We start from the raw sequence: 19,130 nt of genomic DNA on the forward strand, positions 1-19,130 counted from the left end.
GTCACCTAGAGCAGTCCCGCCTTCGTCATGAGCTGGATCACCTCGGGGCCGTTGAGCCGCGCCGGGTCGACGGCGGGCGCCTCCAGCGAGGCCAACGGTTCCAGGGCGGGATCGGACGCCACGCCCCTGCCCACGGCATACTCCTTGGCGTCACTCGTCGCCAGCACCTTCTGCCCTGCCTGGCCGGTCACGAACGCGAGGAACTTCTGCGCGTTGGCACCGTGCCTGCTCGACTTCAGCACCGCGCCGCCCGAGATGCTGACGAAGGCGCCCGGGTCATGGTGGCGGAAGTAGAGCAGCCTGGTGTTCTTGCTCCCGGCCTTGGTCAGCGCCTGGTCGCGGTACCAGTAGTAGTGGTACATGATCCCGACGGGCACCTGGCCGGAGTTCACCGCCTTCATCACGGCGATGTTGTTCTGGTAGATCTTGCCGCCGTCCTTGAGGGCCTTGAGCCACGCCGCGGTCTTGGCCTCGCCCTGCGTCGCGAGCACCGCACTGACGATGGCCTGGAAGTCCGCGCCTCCTGCGGCGGCGCCCCACCGTCCGGCCCACCTGGGGTCCTGGAGGTCCATGAGCGACTTCGGCAGCTCCGCCTCGGAGATCTTGCCCGGGTTGTAGACGAGCACCGTCGAACGGGCCGCGATCCCGACCCAGTCGCCCGTCGACGGGGCGTACCCCTTGCCCACCTGAGCGAGTGTCGGGGCGTCCACCTTGGCGAGCAGCCCGGCGTTCTGGACGGTGGTCATGGCGGGGGAGTTCTCGGTGAGGAACACGTCGGCCGGGGACTTGGCGCCCTCCTGGACGATCTGCGCAGCCATCGACGAGTCGCTCCCGTACCGGATCTGCACCTTGATGCCCGACTGCTCCTGGAACTTCTTCGCCCACGCCTGGGTGAGGTTCTCGTGCTGCGCGCTGTAGATCGTGAGCTTGTCCGGGTCCAGGTCCTTGCCGGCTTCCAGGCTGCCGCTGCCCCCGCACGCCGTCAGGGCCAGCAGAACAGTCGTGCCCAGGGTGGCCAGGGCGGTCCGTCGGCGCATCACGGGGGTCCTCCAGGAGGGGTCGGGAGTATGCCGGGGAAGTGCGGCGCCCGGCCTTGAGGCCGTCACGACACTGTAAAGGCAAGGCTTACCTTACCTACCGTGGTTCCAAGGCCGAAATCGCACCTCCGCTGGCACGGAGATGCGCACTGGACGCGGAAGGGGTGTAGCCCGACCCCGGCCAGCGTCGGACACCACCTAGACTCGGCGGCGGCGACAAGGAGGGGCTGTGGCGGGTCGGATCAAGACCGACGACATCGCGCTCGTCAAGGAGCGGTCCTCGATCGAGGACGTCGTGAGGGAGCACGTCACCCTGCGCCCAGCCGGACCCGGCTCGATGAAGGGCCTGTGTCCGTTCCATGACGAGAAGACACCCTCATTCACGATCCGGTCCACCGTGGGCGCCTGGCACTGCTTCGGCTGCGGTGAGGGCGGGGACGTCATCTCGTTCCTCCAGAAGGTCGAGCACCTCACCTTCACCGAGGCCGTCGAGCGGCTGGCCCAGAGGCTAGGGATGGAGCTGCACTACGAGGAGGGCGGCCGGCCCACCGGCCGTGACGGGGAGAGCCTCGGTAGGCGGTCGCGGTTGCTCGAGGCACACCGGGTGGCTCAGGAGTTCTACCACCGCGCGCTGCTCGACCTTCCGGAGGCGCGAGCCGGCCGCGACTTCCTGCGCGAGCGGGGGTTCGACAGCGCGGCGGCGAAGCTCTTCGGGGTCGGCTTCGCGCCCCGGGGTGGCGAGGAGCTGTCGCGGCATCTGCGCGGCAAGGGGTTCACCGAGGAGGAGCTGACGCTGGGCGGGTTGTCTGGGCGGGGCAGCCGCGGGCTCTACGACCGCTTCCGCGGCCGGCTGGTCTGGCCGATCCGGGACATCACCGGCGACACCGTGGGGTTCGGGGCCAGGCGGCTGTTCGACGACGACCGGATCGCGGCGAAGTACCTCAACACGTCAGAGACGCCCATCTACAAGAAGTCAACGGTGCTCTACGGCCTCGATGCGGCGAAGAAGTCCATCGCGGCGGAGCGCAAGGCCGTCGTGGTGGAGGGCTACACCGATGTGATGGCGTGCCACCTGGCCGGTGTCGAGGGCGCCGTGGCGACCTGTGGCACAGCGTTCGGCGTCGACCACATCAAGGTGCTGCGTCGCATCATGCGCGACGAGGCGGACCTGGCCCCGGCCCGGGTCGTCTTCACCTTCGACGGGGACGCCGCAGGGCAGAAGGCGGCGATGCGCGCCTTCGGGGAGGACCAGCGGTGGGCGTCGCAGTCGTTCGTCGCCGTCGCGGACGGCGGGATGGACCCGTGTGACCTCCGGATCGCCAAAGGTGACGACGCCGTACGCCACCTGGTGGACGACGCGGTGCCCATGTTCGAGTTCGCGGTCCGCACCACCATCGACCGGTTCGACCTGCGCACCGCGGAGGGGCGGGTCCAGGGGATGCGCGCCGCTGCGCCGATAGTCAACAGCATCCGCGACAGCTCCATGCGCCCCGAGTACATCCGCACGGTGGCCGGGTGGATCGGCGTAGAGGTCGAGCAGGTGCGGGCGGAGGTGGCCCGGGCGGCACGGGTGGCGGCCCGGGAAGGCGCTGTCGGAGCGGAGGCGACGGTGGGGTCCTCGCGCCTGGATGTCGACGCGGTGCCGGAGCCGTCCGTCGAGGAGGCGCGGGCCGCCCTGCCGACGCCCGACCTGCGGGACCCTGTGGTGTTCGCCGAGCGACAGCTGCTGCAGACCCTTCTGCAGTACCCGGACAGCTTCAGCGGCGCCGACGTCGACGCACTCTCGCCGGAGGCCTTCACGGCACCGGCCCACCGCGCTGTCTTCGACGGTGTACGCGGCGCCGGAGGGCCGCAGCGCGGGCTCTCGGCCCAGGCCTGGGCGGACAGGGTGACCAACGCGTCCGCTCTGGCGGTCAAGGGGCTCGTCGCCGAGCTCGCCGTGGCATCGCTTCCGACGCGGTTCGACAAGGCGACCGGCCTGCCGGAACGCCGCTACATCGACGCGCTGCTCGTGCGCGTCCAGGAGGTGCTGCTCACCCGGAAGATCGGTGACGCGATGTCCGCGATGCGGCGGATGGCAGCCGATCCGCAGACCGACCCCGCCAAGGCACGGGCCCTGAGCGCAGAGCTGCAGGACCTCCAGCGGGAGCTGGCACGGTTCCGGGACAGGGCGAGCTGATGCGGCTGCCCCTGCGCCGCTCGCAGAGGCTGCCCCCGGCAGTGAGGACTGCACTCGGTCGTGGCCCCGGAGAACGAGTGCTGGCCTGGAGCCGCGAGGGGGCCTCCGGCACGGTGGTGGTCGCCACGAACCACCGGCTGTACGCCGTGGGGGCTGACGGTAGCCGTCTGCTGGCCCGGCCTTGGCACGAGGTGGATGCCGGCACGTGGTCCTCGGAGCTGGGCCAGCTCACGGTGACCTGGGTCGACGGTGGCAGACCGGGGCAGTGGGTGCTGGGACCGGCGTCCCTGCTCCCGGAGACGGTGCGCGAGCGCGTCCAGGCCAGCGTCGTGCTGCTGCAGCGGGTGGACCTCGGACCCCGCCGCTCGGCACGCGCAGTCATCCGTCAGGACCTGGGCACCGGTGAGTTGGTGGAGCAGGTGGTGCTGGGACGGGGCGTGAGGCGTGACGATCCGGAGGTGGTCATGCGCAGCGAGGAGGCCCTGGCGTATCTGCGGGAACAGGTAGGCCTGTAACGCACCCGGACGCCCCTCAGGCCGTTTTCTGCCGCCCCGCCATCCTTTGCTATGGTTGCGCAGCGCCGGACGCGGAGCCGCCGACGGTCCTTCCCCTGTAGCTCAATTGGCAGAGCAGCCGACTGTTAATCGGCAGGTTGTTGGTTCGAGTCCAACCGGGGGAGCGCAGCACGAAGGCCCGGGTCGGCGGATCCGGGCCTTCGTCGTTGCTCCGCGTGGTCTTGGTTGTGCTGCGCCTCAGGTGGCAGTCGCCGGCTCCACCGGCGCGTGGACGGCCGTAGCCTCGTGCACCGTCGGACGACCCCGCCGGCTCAGGCGCCGCTCGACGCGAGAGGCGACGACCGTGAGCGAGTAGTTCACGAGGATGAACAGGAGCGCAGCCACGATGTACGCCGGGACGGTGTTGGCGAACGCCGAGCCCAGCGTCTTGGACCAGTTGAGCAGCTCAAGATAGGTGATCTGGTAGCCCAGCGCGGAGTCCTTCAGGACGACGACGAACTGACCGATGAGCGCGGGCAGCATGGCCGTGAGGGCCTGGGGAAGCTGGATCGACCGCAGGGTCTGGGCGGGCGTCAGCCCGATGGAGAGCCCGGCCTCGGCCTGGCCCTTGGGCAGCGAGAAGACACCCGACCGGACCAGCTCGGCGACCACCGAGCCGTTGTACAGGGTCAACCCGGTGACGACCGCCGCGAGGGGCGCCGTCTCGCTGGAGAAGATGTCGCTGCGGCTGTATATGCCGAAGTAGGCGAAGATCATCATCAGTAGCACGGGAACCGAGCGGAAGAACTCGACGACGATCCCGCAGAACCAGCGCACCGCAGTGACGTGGGAAAGGCGCCCGATACCGAAGACCAGGCCGAAGGCCCCCGCCAGGACGATCGAGACCAGGGCCGCCTTGAAGGTTCCCCAGAGCCCCGGAACGAGGTAGTCGCGCCACACCGCGCGGTCGGTGACGAACGGCTTCCACATCTCGGCCTTCAGCTGGCCGGCGTCCTGCATCTTGCGGACTGCCACGAAGGCGAGCGCAACCACCAGGAGCACACCGAGGGCCGACAGGATGGCGTGTCGCCGTCGGGCCCGGGGCCCGGGGGCGTCGAAGAGGACGGACGTGCTCATCGCTTCACCGCCAGTCGTCGCGACATGCTGGTGAACAGCAGCCCGAGCGGCAGGGTCAGGATGACGAACCCGACGGCGAAGATCACGAAGACCGCGAGGGCGCCCGTCTCGTTCTCGATGATGACGGCCATGAGGTTCGCTGCCTCCGCAACCCCGATCACCGCCGCCACGGTGGTGTTCTTGACGAGCGCGATCAACGTGGAGCCCAGCGGCGCGATGGCACCGCGGAAGGCCTGTGGCAGCAGGACGTGACGCATGCTCTGGCCGAAGGTGAGGCCCATCGCCCGGGCAGCCTCGGCCTGCCCCGCCGGAACGGTGTTCACTCCCGAGCGCAAGGCCTCACAGACGAACGCGGCGTGGTAGATCGACAGCATCACGATGGCCCACCGCGTCGCGTTCCCCTTGATGTCGCTCGGGTCGAGGTTGAGCCCGAGGATGTAGGTCATCCCCAGCACACTGAAGACCATCAGCAGCGTCAGTGGCGTGTTACGGAAGATGTTGACGTACCAGGTGCCGAGGAGGCGCAGCACCGACACCGGCGACACACGCATCACTGCCACCAGGGTTCCCAGGACCAGCGAGCCGATGGCGGAGAAGACCGCCAGGTAGACCGTCAGGCCGAAGGCGCCGAGGATGTCGTACTTGCTCAGGATGTCACCCATGCAGGGGCCCTTCCGTTGCGGAGCGTGAGCGAAGGAGGCGTCTCCGGTATGCCGCCGGGGTGAGGGGGCGGGATACCGGAGCGGTCAGCGGACGGGTCAGGTGCAGGGATCCTGCTTGGGAGGGTTGGTCGCGGTGTCGACCTTGAACCCTGCCGGCCCGAGGTTGGCGTCCACGGCCTTCTGCCACTCCCCGGAGCTCACCATCTTGGCGATCGCGCTGTTCACCTTCTCGCAGGTGGCCTTGTCGCCCTTCTTCAGGCCGATGCCGTAGCGCTCCTCGGAGAACGGCTTGCCCACGACCTTGAGCTTGCCCTTGTACTGCGCCTGCGAGGCGTACCCGGCAAGGATCGTGTTGTCCGTGGTCACGGCGTCGACGCCCTTGGAGACCAGCGCCGCCACGCACTCGGAGTAGGTGCCGAACTCCTGCAGCTGCACCCCGGGGTACTTGGCCTTGATCTTCTGCGCCGGGGTCGACCCGGTCACCGAGCACAGCTTCTTGCCCGTCAGCGTCTCCGGACCGGTGATCGCCGTCTCGTCCGACCTCACGAGGAGGTCCTGGCCGGCGACGAAGTACGGGCCTGCGAACGAGACCTTCTCCTTGCGGGCGTCGGTGATGGAGTACGTCGCGACCACCATGTTGACCTGGCCGGTGGAGAGAAGCGTCTCGCGCTGCGCCGAGGGCGCCTGCACCCACTGGATGTCGCTCGCCTTGTGACCGAGCTCCTTCGCGACGTAGGTGGCAACGTCGACGTCGAAGCCGGTGTACTTCGAACCCTCCTTGAGGCCCAGGCCGGGCTGGTCGAACTTGATGCCGACCTTGAACTTGGCGCCGCTGCCTCCTCCGCTGCCGCTGCTCTTGCCACTGTCTCCGCATGCGGTCAGGCCGAGCGCCAGCACCGATGCGGCGGCGACGGCGCCAATCTGACGTACGTTCATCTGTTTCCTCCTGATGGTTGGTCGCAGCGCGGACTGCGCCTCGGTCGAGTGGCTCGGTGACGTCGCTCAGTGCGTCAGGATCTTCCCGAGGAAGTCCTTGGCCCTCTCGGAACGGGGGGCCGTGAAGAAGCCCTCGGGCTCGTTCTCCTCGACGATCTGGCCGTCGGCCATGAACACGACGCGGTTGGCCGCCTTGCGGGCGAACCCCATCTCGTGCGTCACGACGACCATGGTCATGCCCTCTCGGGCGAGGCCGACCATGACGTCGAGGACCTCGTTGATCATCTCGGGGTCGAGCGCGGAGGTCGGCTCGTCGAACAGCATCACCTTGGGCTCCATGGCCAGTGACCTGGCTATCGCCACGCGCTGCTGCTGCCCGCCGGAGAGCTGTGCCGGGAACTTGTTCGCCTGTTGCGCGACGCCCACGCGCTCGAGCAGCTCCATGCCGCGCTTCTCGGCCGCCGACTTGGAAGCCTTGCGGACCTTGACCGGGCCGAGGGTCACGTTGTCGAGGATGGTTTTGTGCGCGAAGAGGTTGAACGACTGGAACACCATGCCGACGTCGGCCCGCAGCCGGGCGAGGTCCTTGCCCTCCTCGGGAAGGGCGTTTCCGTCGATGGTGATGCTGCCGCTCTCGAACGTCTCCAGCCGGTTGATGGTCCGGCACAGCGTCGACTTGCCCGAGCCGGAGGGGCCGATCACGACGACGACCTCGCCCTTGCCGATGGTCAGGTTGATGTCCCGGAGGACGTGCAGGTCGCCGAAGTGCTTGTTGACGTCCTTGAGGACGACGAGTGGCTCCGTCATGACCGGCAACCTACCGGTTCGTGGCGGTCCGTGAACCACCCGCGCCCACACCGTCACGTAATGGCAACGTGCGGTGGGCGAGGGTGGCCCGGCCGGCGGCGTGCTTCTCGCAACAGCGGCTGCCGGCCCTTTGCGGCGATGTGGACAGCCCTGTCGGTGAGGCTGCCGCCGGCGCCGGAACGGACCAGCGCTCCGGCTTTGGAGACCTCGTCTCCTCGCGAGGTCCCGTCGGCCTCCTTCGGAGGAGAGAGGCGTCCCATGCCGAGGGTCAGCGCTACCGCTACACACGGTGCGGCGGCTCAGGATTGAAGGCCAAGGTGTCGGGTATGTCCCCAGGCATCTCCGCGACGAACGGAAATCCCCATGAACAGAGATGCCACCTTCATCTTCCTCGGCCTTGGAGCGATTGTGTTGCTGATGGCTCTCTACGTGCTCGTCCTGGCGAGGAACAACGGCCGGAAGCCGCCCAAGGACTGGGACAAGGAGGGTCGCCGCGGCCCCTGAGACCAGCCGGACCGGCATCGTCCGTTCGGATGATTCTGGGGGGTGGGCCGGTCCCTCCAGGCTCGCGGCTCGTTAGAGGAGTCGTACGTTCCATTTCTGCCTGGGAGGCGAGACCGGATGACCTCCATCGACCCGGCCGAGAGGCTCAACGACGACGTCCTCCAGGAGGAGATCGCTCTGCTGGGTGACGTGATCGCAGCGGCCACCCAGGCCGGCCGGCCTCTCTGTCAGGCAGAGGTGGACCGGGCCCTGGGAGTGGATCGGTGAGCCGCGGTGGCCAGGGGTTTCCCCAGTCGAGGCCCCATCTTCGCCCCCACCTCCTACCAGAGGTGCCGTTCGTGCCTGTTCTGCTGACACCGCCAACCGTGCCGACGCCGCGCCCGCTCAGGTATGAGGAGCGGCTGGAGCTGCTGGAGCGGCTGGCGCGTGCCGGCTGGCTGACGACCGAGGAGGCGAGGGACAAGCGGGTGTCGTTGCTCACCGAGGCGCGAAGCATGGGGTGACTAGGCGCCGGGGGGTCCAGGGGGTCACGTTGAGCCATCGACGCCCCAGTCTGACGTCAGGCAGGATGGTCCCGAGGTCGAACAGACGGACTCGAGCCCGCTGTAGGGGTCCCCGCGACTGCGCGGACGGAGCTGACCCAACTAGCGCTGCTGTCGGGAGAAGGACCTCAACCATGGCTGACATCGACCCGGCCCCGGAGCTGCACGACTCCACCCTGGAGGAGGAGATCGAGCTGCTGGGCGACCTCCTGGAAGCGGTGGCTCAGGCTCATAGCCCGCTTGGCCAGGCGGAGGTGGACCAGGCCCTCGGCGTCGATGGCAGTCACGACGGCGCCCACCACGATGGCGCCCCGCGCGGCCACCGCGAGCCCGCAAGGCCTCCGTTCATCCGTGGTGGGGCAGGTCGGGCTTGAACCGACGACCGACGGATTATGAGTCCCGTCCGCTACGTCCTGCCCTATAGTCCGCCACCCGGTTACGTGCTCAGGGGTGGGGGAGCGGGGCACCTTCATCCTGCCCTGTCGGCGTCCATTCTGAGCGGTGGCGTAGCAACGCCGTTAGCAAGAAGTTGGGACGAGTCGGACACCGAAACGGCAGACGCTTAGACCCGCATCAGCTACAAATGATGCAGGCCCAGCCGATCTCTCGACGTCAAGACAGCACCGGCCAGTCGGGCGGGGTGCTGTCTTACGTGTCACGGGGGAAGTTCTCTAGGGCCAGGGCGCCGATCTCGGGCCTGCGTCGTAGCGGCAGCGCTCGGCCGCATTCGGCTCCGGGTGGACATGGATGGTGAGGCGGCTCAGACCGGCCACATCTCGGCGCGGGCGGGGCGGGAGGATGGGGGGACGTGCGCCGGCACGGCCAAGCGCGATAGCGCCAACTTCTGGGGTGGTTGTCGCTTGTGGCAGGCCGACTTACGCTGTGCCCGAGGCGACCGCCCCCGTGTCCTCGCTGCTGGATCCACGGGGCCGGTCTCCGAGTGCGCGTACCCGGGGGAACCCCCCCCCATTCATGGACCAGCTGGCGCTACCGTGCGGGCTCATGCTGAGACGTATCGCGTGACCTATCGGGGCATTGCCCCGTTCGCTTCGATGCTCGTTCAGATGCTCGAGGACGAGGGCGTCACTGTTGCGGACTGGGAGCGTCCGGAGGAGGCCCGGGGTGCTGGGGCTGATGCGCTGCGCGACGTCGTCGTCGGCCTTGTGACCTCCGGTGCCTATGACGCGATCAAGTTCGCGATCGAGCGTTTTAGGACGGCGGCTAAGGGCCGCGGTCATGCCACGATCGACGGCGACCCTGACGATGGCGGCTTCTTTTGACGCAAGGTGTCAGATGCGCGGTCCATGTTGGAGGGACAAAGTTGATGCAAGTTCCGAGGGAAAGACGACGAGGGTGTCGCTAGTTCCACCCGAGCACGGCCGGTAGGACCGACACGACGGATCCGATGCCGATGAGCAGGAGCCCAAACAACTGCATCCCTACAGTGCTTGTGGCATTCCGCCGTGCTAGCAGCTCGACCTCTGACGTTGCTGCTGCCGCCTTCGCCTCCGTGCCCGCGAGCTGTTGGCTCACGTCGTCGATCCGTCGGTCAGCTTCGCGGTGGTAGGTGTCGAGCGCTTGGTGTAGGGCATCGACCTCGCGCCGCAGGTACTCGATCTGCCGCTCCGTGGGCGCGTCCGCATCGGGGATTAGCCGCGTCACTAATCCCTCAGCGACGAGGATGCCCTCACCACCAAGAAACACTGTTCCGCTCGCAGTCACCGGGCCTCGGAACGGCAGCTGGTTAGCGGCCCAGCGCCGGGCCGCCACTAACCAAGGCAAGAGCGGCACGCCCTGCGCATTTTCGCGGTAGTCCTGGATGAGCGCCTTTCCCGCAAGGAAGGTGCCAGTGACGTTCAGCACAAGACCGATGACGGCTGCGATCTTCACGCGAAATAGAGTGACAGCGCGGCTCGCGCCTCCACCAGCGGGTCGGCTGCGAAGGGGCCCGAGCCCCCCTCCCCCCAGTGGCACCGATGGCCCGATCTCAGTCCTTGGTGTAGTCGGCATACCGGGCGACCTCCCGGCGCAGTGGAACGCGGAGCACCGGCCGACCAGCCTCGAGGATCTCGGCGCCGTTCCCGCACCAAGTCCGCCAGCCTTGCTCGGCGAGGTCTGCGGCCCACTGCTCAAAGGGCGGGTCGACGGTCGGGTCGTGGTCGAAGAGTTTGTACTGCCACATGAAGACTCACCGTAGGGTCCTGGTGTGACGCCGCTGCGGGTAACGTTCGGTAACGCCACGATGCTCCTGCGCGACGGAGTGCCTGTGCACGTCGTCGCCAAGCGCCTCGGTCACAAGGATCCGTCTGTGACCCTGAACGTCTACGCCGATGCCATTCCCGACGACGACGGCCGCGCCGTCGACACCTTCACACGGGCGGTGTGGGGCGCGTGAGGGCTGCTGTTAGCAAATCCGTAGCAGGCCGGTGCCGCATGGGTGCTCCCTCCGGACCACCGCAGGCCCCTCACCTGCGAGGACACTGGTGGGGCAGGTCGGGCTTGAACCGACGACCGACGGATTATGAGTCCGCTGCTCTGACCGACTGAGCTACTGCCCCGCGCCGACGGTGAGTTACCGCTCGGGCGCCGTGAGCCTACCTCCACCCGGCGACGCGCCGGCTGGCGAGGGACGCGACTGCAGCGCCGGTCGCACCAGTGTGGAATGGCAGCGCGCATCACGGTGACGACTGTGAGTGCTGGTGCTTATGTGCATTCTGGTGCAGAATGTGCGTGCAACGACAACTGAAGAGCCGCGGCGTACGCCGAGCAACCTGGTGCAGAGGTTCGTGGGGAAGACGTCCCTCGCACACCAAGGAGGCCCGGATGTCTGTCGCGATGCCGCGTGTCATGACCCGCGGGGTGGTGTTCATTCACTCCACCCCCAAGGCGTTGTGCCCGCACATCACCTGGGCGCTCGAGTCCGTTCTCGACGGGCGCCTGGCCATCGACTGGACCCCTCAGCCAGCCGGTGCCGCACTGGTCCGCGCGGAGTTCCCGTGGACCGGTGTGCAAGGTACCGGCGCCAAGCTCGCCTCGACCCTGCGCGGCTGGGACAACCTGCGCTACGAGATCACCGAGGAGCCGAGTGCCGGCAGCGACGGCTCCCGGTGGTCGCACACGCCGGCCCTCGGCATCCATCACACCTGGACGTCCGCGTCCGGCGATGCGGTCGTCAACGAGGACCGTCTGCGCGAGGTGGTCCGGCTGGCGGCGGGGTCGCCGGACGCCATGGCGGAGATGATCGAGGAGCTGCTCGGCGCGGACTGGGACGCCGAGCTCGAGGCCTTCCGTTACGCCGGGGACGGTGCGCCGGTGCGCTGGCTGCACAAGGTCGGCTGAGCCAGGCTGGTCAGCCCGTCGGCCCACTCGTGCGCTGTCGGGCGCGGTCAGCCCACGAGAGACGTCGGCAGCCCTGCGCGGCCCACCCGGGCGCGCAGGATGTGCAGGTCATGCGTGTCGAACATCTCCACGGGCAGGGCCCACATGGCCGACCCGCGCGAGATGACCACGATGTCGCCGTACTGGTGGACGCCGGTGATCACGGGGTACGCGTACTCCACCGCAGACTGGTGGTCGCGGACACGCAGAGACTGGGTCCCCATGGTGACCGCCAGCATGCGGCCCGGCACCAGCTGCCGGTCGAGGTGGGAGCCGATCCGCTGCATCGTCAGGGCGACCAGTCCGGCGTACGCCACGGCAGCCGCGGCGGGCACAGACATCAGCAGGAACGACAGCACCTGGCGGCGGTCGGCCCCGTGGTGGAACACCATGACTGCGCCGACGACCAGCACCACCGACATCACGGCGAGGGCGTTCTTCCAGAGCGCGGGACTCCGCCACGTGTGCTTCCACATGGCGCTCTTCACCCGCGCCGCAAGGAGCTCGTCCACTATGTGGATGCGCTCTTGGGCGCGCCAAGAAGAGTCCGTCGGTCCCAGCATCGAAGTCGCCCCTCACCCTGCGCCGGCGTGGCGCTCGGCTGCGTCAGACCATACGAGAAAACCGCAGGTCACGCCCGCGCCGGGACGAGGAGTCGACCGAACGGACGACGCTCAGCGGCCGTCAGACCGAGGTGAACACCACCGCGACGTTGTGACCACCGAACCCGAACGAGTTGTTGAGCCCCGCGATGTCCCCTTCTGGGAGCTTGCGCGCCTCACCATGCACGACGTCGAGGCGGATGGCCGGGTCGAAGTCGTCGAGGTTGATCGTCGCCGGAGCCAGCCGGTTCTTCAGCGCCAGGATCGTCAGCACTCCTTCGAGCGCACCCGCAGCACCGAGGAGGTGACCGGTCATGGACTTCGTCGCGCTGACCGGCATCCCGTCGGTGTCGTCGCCGAACGCGCGGCGGATGGCATTTGACTCGGCGACGTCCCCCACGGGGGTCGAGGTCGCATGGGCGTTGATGTGCACGATGTCCTTCGGCGACAGCCCTGCACGGTGCACGGCCTCCACCATGGCCCGCGACGCTCCGGCGCCCTCGGGCTCTGGAGCCGCGATGTGATGCGAGTCCGACGACATGCCGACGCCGGCGATCTCGGCATAGATCTTGGCGCCGCGCGCCTTCGCCCTCTCGTACTCCTCCACCACGACGACCGCCGCGCCCTCGCCCAACACGAAGCCGTCACGACCGGTGTCGTACGGGCGCGAGGCCTTCTCCGGCTCGTCGTTGCGGGTGGAGAGGGCCTGCATCGCGGCAAACCCGGCGATCGGGAGGGCGTGGACCGCTCCCTCCGTGCCCCCAGCGACGGCGATGTCGGCGCGCCCCGCGCGGATCATGTCGTACGCGTAGCCCATCGCCTCCAGGCCGGAGGCACACGCTGACACCGGCGTATGCGCGCCCGCGCGCGCCCCGATCTCGAGTGACACGGCGGCGGACGAGGCGTTCGGCATGAGCATCGGGACGGACAGTGGGAAGACCCGGCGCGGGCCCTTCTCCCTGAGGTTGTCCCACTGCGACAGCAGCGTCCAGACGCCGCCGATTCCCGTGCCGATGCACGCGGCCAGCCTCTCCGGGTCACCCTCGGGCATGCCAGCATCCGCCCAGGCCTCACGCGCGGCGATGAGCGCGAACTGGGCACTGGGGTCCATGCGGCGGATCTCGACCTTGGAGAGGACCTCCTCCGCCGGAGTGCGAAGCGTGGCGGCGAACTTCACCGGCAGGTCGTACTTCTCGACCCAGTCGAACGGCATGGTGCGGGCGCCGGACCGGCCGGCCAGGATGGCGTCCCAGGTCTCGGGGACGGTGCCGCCCACCGGGGTGGTGGCTCCGAGTCCCGTGACGACGACGCGTCGTTCGGCGGTCATGGCGTGGGTGCTCCTTCGGGTGGAGAGTCGATGTGGTGCTGTCGCGCGGTGGCGCGGGCGGCCCTACGGGTATGCCGCCGGCACGCCACCGCGCGGAGGGTCAGCTCTGGTTCTTGGCGATGAACGAGACCGCGTCGCCAACGGTCTTGAGGTTCTTGACCTCGTCGTCGGGGATGCGCACGCCGAACTTCTCCTCGGCGTTCACCACGATGGTCATCATCGACAGGGAGTCGATGTCGAGGTCGTCGGTGAAGGACTTCTCGGACTGCACCGATTCGGTGTCCAGACCGGTCTCCTCGTTGACGATCTCGGCCAGGCCTTCGAGGATCTCCTGCTCGCTCTGCGCCATGGGGCTCAGCTCCTTCATGTTGTCACTGGTGTGTTCGACGGATGTCGATCGGGTGGTCGGCCCGGTGTTTCACCCGCGGGCCAGCGGGAGTCTGTCGTCAGGGCAGCACCACGACCTGCGCGGCGTACACCAGCCCCGCGCCGAAGCCGATCTGCAGGGCCAGTCCACCGCGAGGCGCCTCACCCTCTCGCAGCATCCGCTCGGTGGCCAGCGGGATGGAGGCGGCGGAGGTGTTGGCCGTCTCGGCGATGTCGCGGGCCACGGGGATGTCGGCCGGAAGCTTCAGCTGCTTGATCATCGCGTCGATGATGCGCATGTTGGCCTGGTGCGGGATGAAGGCGTCAAGGTCATCGGCACGCACCCCCGCGGCGTCCATGGCCTTCTGCGCCACGGGAGCCATCCCCCAGACCGCCCACCGGAACACGGGCTGGCCCTTCATGAGGATCGCGGGGAACCCGAGGTGCTCATCCTGCGGCCTCGACCACGAGTCCCTCACATCGATCCACGTGTCCCGCTGTGCGATCGCCTCCCACTGCGAGCCGTCGGACCCCCAGACGGTCGGTCCGATGGCCGGGGTGTCCGAGGGGCCGACGACGGCCGCGCCGGCACCGTCCCCGAAGATGAACGCCGTTCCGCGGTCCGTGGGGTCTGTGAAGTCGGACAGCTTCTCCACACCGACGACCAGGACGTGCCGGGCGCTGCCGCCTCGCACCATGTCGTTGGCCAGGGCGATGCCGTGGCAGTAGCCGGCGCACGCGGCGGAGATGTCCATCGCCGCGGACCGGATGCCCAGGCGATCGGCCAGGATCGGGGCGGCGGCCGGAGTCTGGTACGGGTGCGTCACCGTGGCCAGGAGGATCGCGTCCACGTCCGACGGCTCCAGCTCGGCCATGGCCAGGGCCTCACGCGTCGCCGCCTCCGACATGTCGACGACCGTCTCGTCCTTGGCGGCGAAGCGACGGGCCTTGATCCCGGACCGCTCCTGGATCCACTCGTCCGAGGAGTTGATCGGGCCGATGATCTCTGAGTTGGGGACCACGCGTTCGGGCCGGTACCCGCCGACCCCCATGATGCGCGCGTGGGCCGCGCCGGTAGAGGTCGTGAGGCGGCCGGTGGCCTTGGGGCTGAGTGCGCTCATGCTCAGGCTTCCTGAGAGGGGGTCGTAGGGTCCGAGGCGGCTGTGGAGGCGGCCGGCTTCGTTGAACCGGTGCCAGCAGGATCTCCGCCGGCGTGGCCGTGCTCTGCGATGAGGGACCGAGCCGCGTCGAGGTCGTCGGGCGTCTTGACTGCCAGTGTGGCAACTCCGGGCATCGCGCGCTTGGCGAGTCCGACCAGTGTCCCGGCGGGTGGCAGCTCCAGCACGGCGGTGACCCCGAGGTCGACCATGGTTCGCATGCACTCGTCCCAGCGCACGGGGCTGCTGACCTGGCGGACCAGCCTCGCCAGCGCCTCCTCGCCGCCGGACACGGGGCGGCCGTCGGAGTTCGACAGGAGGGTGACCCCGGGGTCGCTGACGTCGAAGTCGGCGGTGAGCCGCCGGAGGGCCTCGACGGCGGGCGCCATGTGCCTGGTGTGGAAGGCGCCGGCCACCTGCAGCGGGATGACCCGCGCCTTGGCGGGAGGGTCGCCGGCCAGAGCCGCGAGCTGCTCCAGGGTGCCCGCCGCGACGGTCTGCCCGGCTCCGTTGGCGTTGGCGGCCGTCAGACCGTGCCGGCCGAGGACCTCGGCGACCTCCTGCGGGTCGCCGCCGAGCACCGCGCTCATCCCGGTCGGAGTCAGGGCGCTGGCCGCCGCCATACCGGCACCGCGCTCACGCACGAACACCATGGCGTCGTGGTCGGACAGCACGCCGGCGAAGGCCGACGCGGTGATCTCTCCGACGGAATGGCCGGCCGTGACCTGCCCCCTCGCACCGGTCTCTTCGCCGAAGAGCACCGACGCGGCCGCCAGGCCGGCACCCACGATGAGGGGCTGCGCGACGGCGGTGTCCTTGATGGTCTGTGCGTCGGAGGTCGTCCCGTGAGCCACCAGGTCCAGCGCCGCTGTCTCCGACAGGGCCTCCAACCGGTCGCGGAACCCCGGCACCTCGAGCCACGGGGCCAGGAAGCCGGGAGTCTGGGAGCCTTGTCCGGGGCAGAGGATCGCTAGCACGGTTCCAGCCTTGCCGCCCTCGGTGTGTGAGGTCGTCACCGATTGGCACCAACCTGCGACCCTCCTTTTAGAGGAAGCCTCCAAACCGTCGCGCCGGCCCCGGGGCTTGCGGACACGTCCGAAGACGAGGTCTCCCGACAGCGGCAGTCACTGGTCCCGCCTCTGCCGGCCCCGCGCCGCGCCGCTCCTGCTCAGCCGGCCCAGGGCCAGCGCCATCCTGACGGTGTGCGCGTCGTGGGGGTCGGTGAGCTGGTAGCCCGTGAGATCGGCGATCTTCCCCAGCCGGTACCGCACGGTGTTGGGGTGGACGAAGAGCAGGCGGGCAGTGCCCTCCAGCCCGCCACCGGACTCCAGGTACGACGCCGCCGTGTCCAGCAGTACGCCGCCGCTGGCCACGCTCAGCGGGTGCCAGATCCGGTCGAGCAGAAGGGCCCTGGCTGGCGCGTCGCCGACCAGGACGCGCTCGGCCAGCAGGTCGTCCGCCGACACGGGCCGCGGCGCGTGCGGCCACGCCTGCGCGCACGACTGTCCCGCGAGCGCCGCGCGGGCCGACCGTCCGGCTGCGAACAGGTGCGGCACGGTCGGACCCACCACGAGCGGTCCGTCGCCGAAGTGGTCGCCGACCTCCCGCGCAGCACCGAGGGCATCGTCGACGTTGCCGACGATGCACACGAGCCGTCGGCCCTGGACTGCCACGAGCGTGTCGACCCCGACACGCTCCGCGGCCCGGCGCAGGGCGTCTACGACGCCTGCCGGACTGCCCTCCGGCGTGCTGCCCGCCACGACGGCAACGCGGGTCGTGGACCCCCAGCCCAACGCGGCTGCCCGAGACTGCATCGAGTCGTCGGCCTCACCGCGGAGGACCGCGTCGACCACCAGGCCCTCGAGCCGGGCGTCCCAGGCCCCTCGGGCCTCGGCCGCATGGGCGTAGACCTCAGCCGCCGCGAAAGCGATCTCCCTGGAGTACCGCAGCACCGACTCGCGCAGCGCCTGCTCCTCGCCCGGCTCGGCCAGCGCTGTGGCGTCCTGCTCGACGACGTCGACGACCGAGCGGACCAGGTCGAGGGTCTGCCGCAGCGTGATGGAGCGGGTCAGCTCCCGCGGGGCAGTGCCGAACACGTCCGCTGTCACCGGCATCTGGTCCCCACCGTCACGAAGCCAGGCGATGAACGCGGCGATACCGGCCTGGGCGACGAGGCCGACCCAGGAGCGGTCCTCGGCGGACAGGGCGCGGTACCAGTCATGGCTGGCCTCCATCCGCCGCGTGGCTCCGCTGGACAGCTCTCCCGCCGAGCGCTCGACGCGACGCAGAGTCGCCGCGGAGGTGCTCACGGAGGTGGGCGGCATACCGGCAGTCTATTTGTATGCCGTCCACAACCTGTACGGCCGCGGCGCGAGGAGCTCGGGCGCTCACCAGGCGTTCCGACACCCTCCACGCGCTCGACAGGTCGCCGACGCCTTCCGTGACGCAGCTGTCCCTGCCGTCCTCGCGAGGGGACCTCGCCGCCCCCAATTGTCATCGCCCACCGTGGCGCGTCCGGCTACCGCCCCGAGCACACCGTCGGGCGTACGAGTGGTCCGTCGCCCTGGGTGCCCACTACATCGAGCCGGACCTCGTGATGAGCAAGGACGGGGTGCTCGTCGATCGTCACGAGCCGGACATCTCCGAGTGGTCGACGGGGTATCGACCAGCGGTTGGTTCACCGAGGACTTCACCCTCGCCGAGCCCAGGCCGAGCTCAGGAGGCTTCCGGCCAGGGAGCGCCTCCCGCAGCTCCGCCACGAGAACACCGTCTACAACGGCTACGAGGTGCCCACCTTCGCCGAGGTGCTGGCGCTGCGATCCAGGCTCCCGTGAGTCCGGCCGGCAGCTCGGGATCATCCGCGGGATCAAGCCCCCGACGTACTCCCACGCAGAGGGGCGGGACCCGTGGCGGCCCTCCTGAAGCTCGTGCGCCAGTACGAGCCGAAGTCCGGGACTTCGGGTGCGACACGCGGGTGCAGAGCCGAAGTCCCAGACTTCGGAGGCGTCGGAGGGAGGCGTGGGAGGCGGCGGGTCAGGGGGTGTCGGAGGGCCTGACGTGGTCGCGCCAGGAGTGGGCCGGCTCGTACCCGAGCAGCCTTCGCGCCTTGTCGATGCTCAGCAGGGTCTCGTGCTCCTCGAGCGCCTTGCGAAGCTCGACCCCAGGAAACACCTCGCGCATGAGATCGGCGCTCGACCGGCCCATCACCGTGTCGGCGTTGGCGATGACGAACACCTCCATGCCGGGGCGGTCGTACGCCAAGGCCCGCTCCACGGCCTGCGCACCGTCGCGGGCGTCGATGTAGCCCCACAGGTTCCAGCTGCGCAGCGACGGGTCCGCGTCGAAGGACGGAAAGGCCTCGTAGTCCTGCGGGTCCATGACGTTCGAGAAGCGCAGTCCCACCATCGTGAGCCCCGGGTCCCAGCGGCAGAACTGCCTGGCCATCTCCTCCTCGAGCACCTTGTTCAACGAGTACGTCGACTCCGGGCGCGGCGGACACTCCTCGTCCACCGGGGCGTACGGCGGAGGCGTCTCGAACGGCAGCCCCAGGACCGTCTCGCTCGAGGCCCACACCACGCGCCGGATGCCGACCGCGCGCGCCGCCGCGAAGACGTTGTACGTGGCAGCGGAGTTGTTCGCGAACGTCGCCGCGTTGGTCGTCAGGCCCGGTGCGGGGACGGCAGCCAGATGGACGACGGCCTCGACGGCACCGGCGTGCTCGTCCACACCTCCCGAGATCGCCTCGACGACCTGGCCGTAGTCGGTCAGGTCGACGGCCACGAACTCTCCGGCGTCGGCCGTCGGGAGCAGTCGGTCCAGACACACCACCTGCCGGCCCTGCTTCCGCAGGTGGTGCACGACGGCGCGGCCCAGCTTGCCGGACGAACCGGTGACCGCGACGCGGCCCTGCCCGGCCACCGGCGACGAACTGGTCGAGGGAGTGGTCGACATGGCCCCATCCTGCCGTGGACACAGGTATGCCGCCCGCCTTGGAGGACGAGC

24 protein-coding genes and 2 tRNA genes are annotated in these 19,130 nt (G+C 69.2%); 11 read left to right on the forward strand and 15 right to left on the reverse strand.

Features of this window, described 5'->3' with window-relative positions; translation table 11 throughout:
* Positions 1-5: 5 nt before the first annotated feature.
* Entirely contained in the window at positions 6-1,037 is a 1,032-nt protein-coding gene (locus tag PHA84_RS08785; RefSeq protein WP_270887722.1) for an extracellular solute-binding protein, read from the reverse strand.
* Between the two features lie 229 nt (positions 1,038-1,266).
* Between PHA84_RS08785 and dnaG the strand changes: the two genes are divergently transcribed.
* The 3 genes from dnaG (at position 1,267) to PHA84_RS08800 (ending at position 3,895) form a co-directional block, all read left to right on the forward strand.
* The gene (gene dnaG, locus PHA84_RS08790; RefSeq protein ID WP_270887723.1) at positions 1,267-3,216 is read left to right on the forward strand and encodes a DNA primase; all 1,950 of its coding nucleotides are present in this window, start codon (positions 1,267-1,269) and stop codon (positions 3,214-3,216) included.
* 41 nt (positions 3,217-3,257) lie between these two features.
* Positions 3,258-3,731: a hypothetical protein gene (locus tag PHA84_RS08795; RefSeq protein WP_270887724.1), complete on the forward strand. Its 474-nt coding sequence runs from the start codon at positions 3,258-3,260 to the stop codon at positions 3,729-3,731.
* 91 nt (positions 3,732-3,822) lie between these two features.
* Positions 3,823-3,895 (forward strand) — tRNA-Asn (locus tag PHA84_RS08800).
* 73 nt (positions 3,896-3,968) lie between these two features.
* Here the strand turns inward: PHA84_RS08800 and PHA84_RS08805 are convergent.
* The 4 genes from PHA84_RS08805 to PHA84_RS08820 all read right to left on the reverse strand — a co-directional run bounded on the left by PHA84_RS08805 (position 3,969) and on the right by PHA84_RS08820 (position 7,252).
* Positions 3,969-4,847 carry an amino acid ABC transporter permease gene (locus PHA84_RS08805; RefSeq protein ID WP_270887725.1) on the reverse strand — a complete coding sequence of 293 codons (879 nt, stop codon included), beginning with the start codon at positions 4,845-4,847 and terminating at the stop codon, positions 3,969-3,971.
* Positions 4,844-5,509, reverse strand: a complete 666-nt coding sequence (locus tag PHA84_RS08810) for an amino acid ABC transporter permease (protein ID WP_270887726.1) — start codon at positions 5,507-5,509, stop codon at positions 4,844-4,846. The genes PHA84_RS08805 and PHA84_RS08810 overlap by 4 nt, the downstream gene beginning before the upstream one ends.
* Positions 5,510-5,605: 96 nt before the next feature.
* Complete coding sequence (locus tag PHA84_RS08815) at positions 5,606-6,445, reverse strand: glutamate ABC transporter substrate-binding protein (RefSeq protein ID WP_270887727.1); 840 nt, start codon at positions 6,443-6,445, stop codon at positions 5,606-5,608.
* A gap of 66 nt (positions 6,446-6,511) precedes the next feature.
* A complete protein-coding gene (locus tag PHA84_RS08820; RefSeq protein WP_270887728.1) occupies positions 6,512-7,252 on the reverse strand; it encodes an amino acid ABC transporter ATP-binding protein in 741 nt (246 codons plus the stop codon).
* A 363-nt stretch (positions 7,253-7,615) separates the two neighbouring features.
* On the opposite strand from PHA84_RS08820, the gene PHA84_RS08825 reads away from it, so the two are divergent.
* The 5 genes from PHA84_RS08825 to PHA84_RS08845 all read left to right on the forward strand — a co-directional run bounded on the left by PHA84_RS08825 (position 7,616) and on the right by PHA84_RS08845 (position 9,578).
* Positions 7,616-7,756: a hypothetical protein gene (locus PHA84_RS08825; protein ID WP_270887729.1), complete on the forward strand. Its 141-nt coding sequence runs from the start codon at positions 7,616-7,618 to the stop codon at positions 7,754-7,756.
* A 117-nt stretch (positions 7,757-7,873) separates the two neighbouring features.
* Positions 7,874-8,023 (forward strand): hypothetical protein, encoded by a 150-nt coding sequence (locus tag PHA84_RS08830; protein ID WP_270887730.1) that lies wholly within the window; start codon positions 7,874-7,876, stop codon positions 8,021-8,023.
* 71 nt (positions 8,024-8,094) lie between these two features.
* A complete protein-coding gene (locus PHA84_RS08835) occupies positions 8,095-8,259 on the forward strand; it encodes a hypothetical protein (protein ID WP_270887731.1) in 165 nt (54 codons plus the stop codon).
* 173 nt (positions 8,260-8,432) lie between these two features.
* A complete protein-coding gene (locus PHA84_RS08840; protein ID WP_270887732.1) occupies positions 8,433-8,672 on the forward strand; it encodes a hypothetical protein in 240 nt (79 codons plus the stop codon).
* Between the two features lie 645 nt (positions 8,673-9,317).
* A complete protein-coding gene (locus PHA84_RS08845; RefSeq protein ID WP_270887733.1) occupies positions 9,318-9,578 on the forward strand; it encodes a hypothetical protein in 261 nt (86 codons plus the stop codon).
* A gap of 79 nt (positions 9,579-9,657) precedes the next feature.
* Here the strand turns inward: PHA84_RS08845 and PHA84_RS08850 are convergent, their stop codons facing one another.
* Entirely contained in the window at positions 9,658-10,188 is a 531-nt protein-coding gene (locus PHA84_RS08850) for a hypothetical protein (RefSeq protein WP_270887734.1), read from the reverse strand.
* A 97-nt stretch (positions 10,189-10,285) separates the two neighbouring features.
* Positions 10,286-10,480, reverse strand: coding sequence for a hypothetical protein (locus PHA84_RS08855; protein WP_270887735.1), 195 nt, complete (start codon positions 10,478-10,480; stop codon positions 10,286-10,288).
* A gap of 24 nt (positions 10,481-10,504) precedes the next feature.
* Here PHA84_RS08855 and PHA84_RS08860 point away from each other — a divergent pair, with 24 nt between their 5' ends.
* Entirely contained in the window at positions 10,505-10,693 is a 189-nt protein-coding gene (locus tag PHA84_RS08860; RefSeq protein ID WP_270887736.1) for a tyrosine-type recombinase/integrase, read from the forward strand.
* An 86-nt stretch (positions 10,694-10,779) separates the two neighbouring features.
* Here the strand turns inward: PHA84_RS08860 and PHA84_RS08865 are convergent.
* Positions 10,780-10,856 (reverse strand) — tRNA-Ile (locus tag PHA84_RS08865).
* Between the two features lie 265 nt (positions 10,857-11,121).
* Here PHA84_RS08865 and PHA84_RS08870 point away from each other — a divergent pair.
* A complete protein-coding gene (locus PHA84_RS08870; protein ID WP_270887737.1) occupies positions 11,122-11,637 on the forward strand; it encodes a DUF3145 domain-containing protein in 516 nt (171 codons plus the stop codon).
* 47 nt (positions 11,638-11,684) lie between these two features.
* Here the strand turns inward: PHA84_RS08870 and PHA84_RS08875 are convergent, their stop codons facing one another.
* The 6 genes from PHA84_RS08875 to PHA84_RS08900 form a co-directional block, all read right to left on the reverse strand.
* On the reverse strand, positions 11,685-12,188 hold the full coding sequence (locus PHA84_RS08875) for a hypothetical protein (RefSeq protein WP_270887738.1): 504 nt from the start codon (positions 12,186-12,188) through the stop codon (positions 11,685-11,687).
* Between the two features lie 172 nt (positions 12,189-12,360).
* A complete protein-coding gene (gene fabF, locus PHA84_RS08880) occupies positions 12,361-13,605 on the reverse strand; it encodes a beta-ketoacyl-ACP synthase II (protein ID WP_270887739.1) in 1,245 nt (414 codons plus the stop codon).
* Positions 13,606-13,705: 100 nt separating this feature from the next.
* A complete protein-coding gene (locus PHA84_RS08885; protein ID WP_270887740.1) occupies positions 13,706-13,954 on the reverse strand; it encodes an acyl carrier protein in 249 nt (82 codons plus the stop codon).
* A 97-nt stretch (positions 13,955-14,051) separates the two neighbouring features.
* A complete protein-coding gene (locus PHA84_RS08890; protein ID WP_270887741.1) occupies positions 14,052-15,092 on the reverse strand; it encodes a beta-ketoacyl-ACP synthase III in 1,041 nt (346 codons plus the stop codon).
* Positions 15,093-15,094: 2 nt separating this feature from the next.
* Positions 15,095-16,105, reverse strand: a complete 1,011-nt coding sequence (locus tag PHA84_RS08895) for an ACP S-malonyltransferase (protein WP_270887925.1) — start codon at positions 16,103-16,105, stop codon at positions 15,095-15,097.
* 147 nt (positions 16,106-16,252) lie between these two features.
* The gene (locus tag PHA84_RS08900; protein WP_270887742.1) at positions 16,253-17,452 is read right to left on the reverse strand and encodes a PucR family transcriptional regulator; all 1,200 of its coding nucleotides are present in this window, start codon (positions 17,450-17,452) and stop codon (positions 16,253-16,255) included.
* A 348-nt stretch (positions 17,453-17,800) separates the two neighbouring features.
* Here PHA84_RS08900 and PHA84_RS20695 point away from each other — a divergent pair, with 348 nt between their 5' ends.
* On the forward strand, positions 17,801-17,962 hold the full coding sequence (locus PHA84_RS20695; protein ID WP_333742260.1) for a hypothetical protein: 162 nt from the start codon (positions 17,801-17,803) through the stop codon (positions 17,960-17,962).
* 199 nt (positions 17,963-18,161) lie between these two features.
* Here PHA84_RS20695 and PHA84_RS08910 read toward each other — a convergent pair whose 3' ends face one another.
* Positions 18,162-19,079, reverse strand: a complete 918-nt coding sequence (locus PHA84_RS08910) for an NAD-dependent epimerase/dehydratase family protein (protein ID WP_270887743.1) — start codon at positions 19,077-19,079, stop codon at positions 18,162-18,164.
* Between the last annotated feature and the right edge of the window lie 51 nt (positions 19,080-19,130).

This window comes from Pedococcus sp. 5OH_020, from assembly GCF_027812955.1.
Taxonomy (GTDB): Bacteria; Actinomycetota; Actinomycetes; order Actinomycetales; family Dermatophilaceae; genus Pedococcus.

Bases quoted from the DNA above. Each gene is read 5' to 3' on its own strand.
- PHA84_RS08910 (WP_270887743.1), bottom strand. From the start codon at position 19,079: ATGTCGACCACTCCCTCGACCAGTTCGTCGCCGGTGGCCGGGCAGGGC.
- PHA84_RS08785 (WP_270887722.1), bottom strand. From the start codon at position 1,037: ATGCGCCGACGGACCGCCCTGGCCACCCTGGGCACGACTGTTCTGCTG.
- PHA84_RS08855 (WP_270887735.1), bottom strand. From the start codon at position 10,480: ATGTGGCAGTACAAACTCTTCGACCACGACCCGACCGTCGACCCGCCC.
- PHA84_RS08840 (WP_270887732.1), top strand. From the start codon at position 8,433: ATGGCTGACATCGACCCGGCCCCGGAGCTGCACGACTCCACCCTGGAG.
- PHA84_RS08885 (WP_270887740.1), bottom strand. From the start codon at position 13,954: ATGGCGCAGAGCGAGCAGGAGATCCTCGAAGGCCTGGCCGAGATCGTC.
- fabF (WP_270887739.1), bottom strand. From the start codon at position 13,605: ATGACCGCCGAACGACGCGTCGTCGTCACGGGACTCGGAGCCACCACC.
- PHA84_RS08900 (WP_270887742.1), bottom strand. From the start codon at position 17,452: ATGCCGCCCACCTCCGTGAGCACCTCCGCGGCGACTCTGCGTCGCGTC.
- PHA84_RS08890 (WP_270887741.1), bottom strand. From the start codon at position 15,092: ATGAGCGCACTCAGCCCCAAGGCCACCGGCCGCCTCACGACCTCTACC.
- PHA84_RS08820 (WP_270887728.1), bottom strand. From the start codon at position 7,252: ATGACGGAGCCACTCGTCGTCCTCAAGGACGTCAACAAGCACTTCGGC.
- PHA84_RS08825 (WP_270887729.1), top strand. From the start codon at position 7,616: ATGAACAGAGATGCCACCTTCATCTTCCTCGGCCTTGGAGCGATTGTG.
- PHA84_RS08805 (WP_270887725.1), bottom strand. From the start codon at position 4,847: ATGAGCACGTCCGTCCTCTTCGACGCCCCCGGGCCCCGGGCCCGACGG.
- PHA84_RS08815 (WP_270887727.1), bottom strand. From the start codon at position 6,445: ATGAACGTACGTCAGATTGGCGCCGTCGCCGCCGCATCGGTGCTGGCG.
- PHA84_RS08810 (WP_270887726.1), bottom strand. From the start codon at position 5,509: ATGGGTGACATCCTGAGCAAGTACGACATCCTCGGCGCCTTCGGCCTG.
- PHA84_RS08870 (WP_270887737.1), top strand. From the start codon at position 11,122: ATGTCTGTCGCGATGCCGCGTGTCATGACCCGCGGGGTGGTGTTCATT.
- PHA84_RS08830 (WP_270887730.1), top strand. From the start codon at position 7,874: ATGACCTCCATCGACCCGGCCGAGAGGCTCAACGACGACGTCCTCCAG.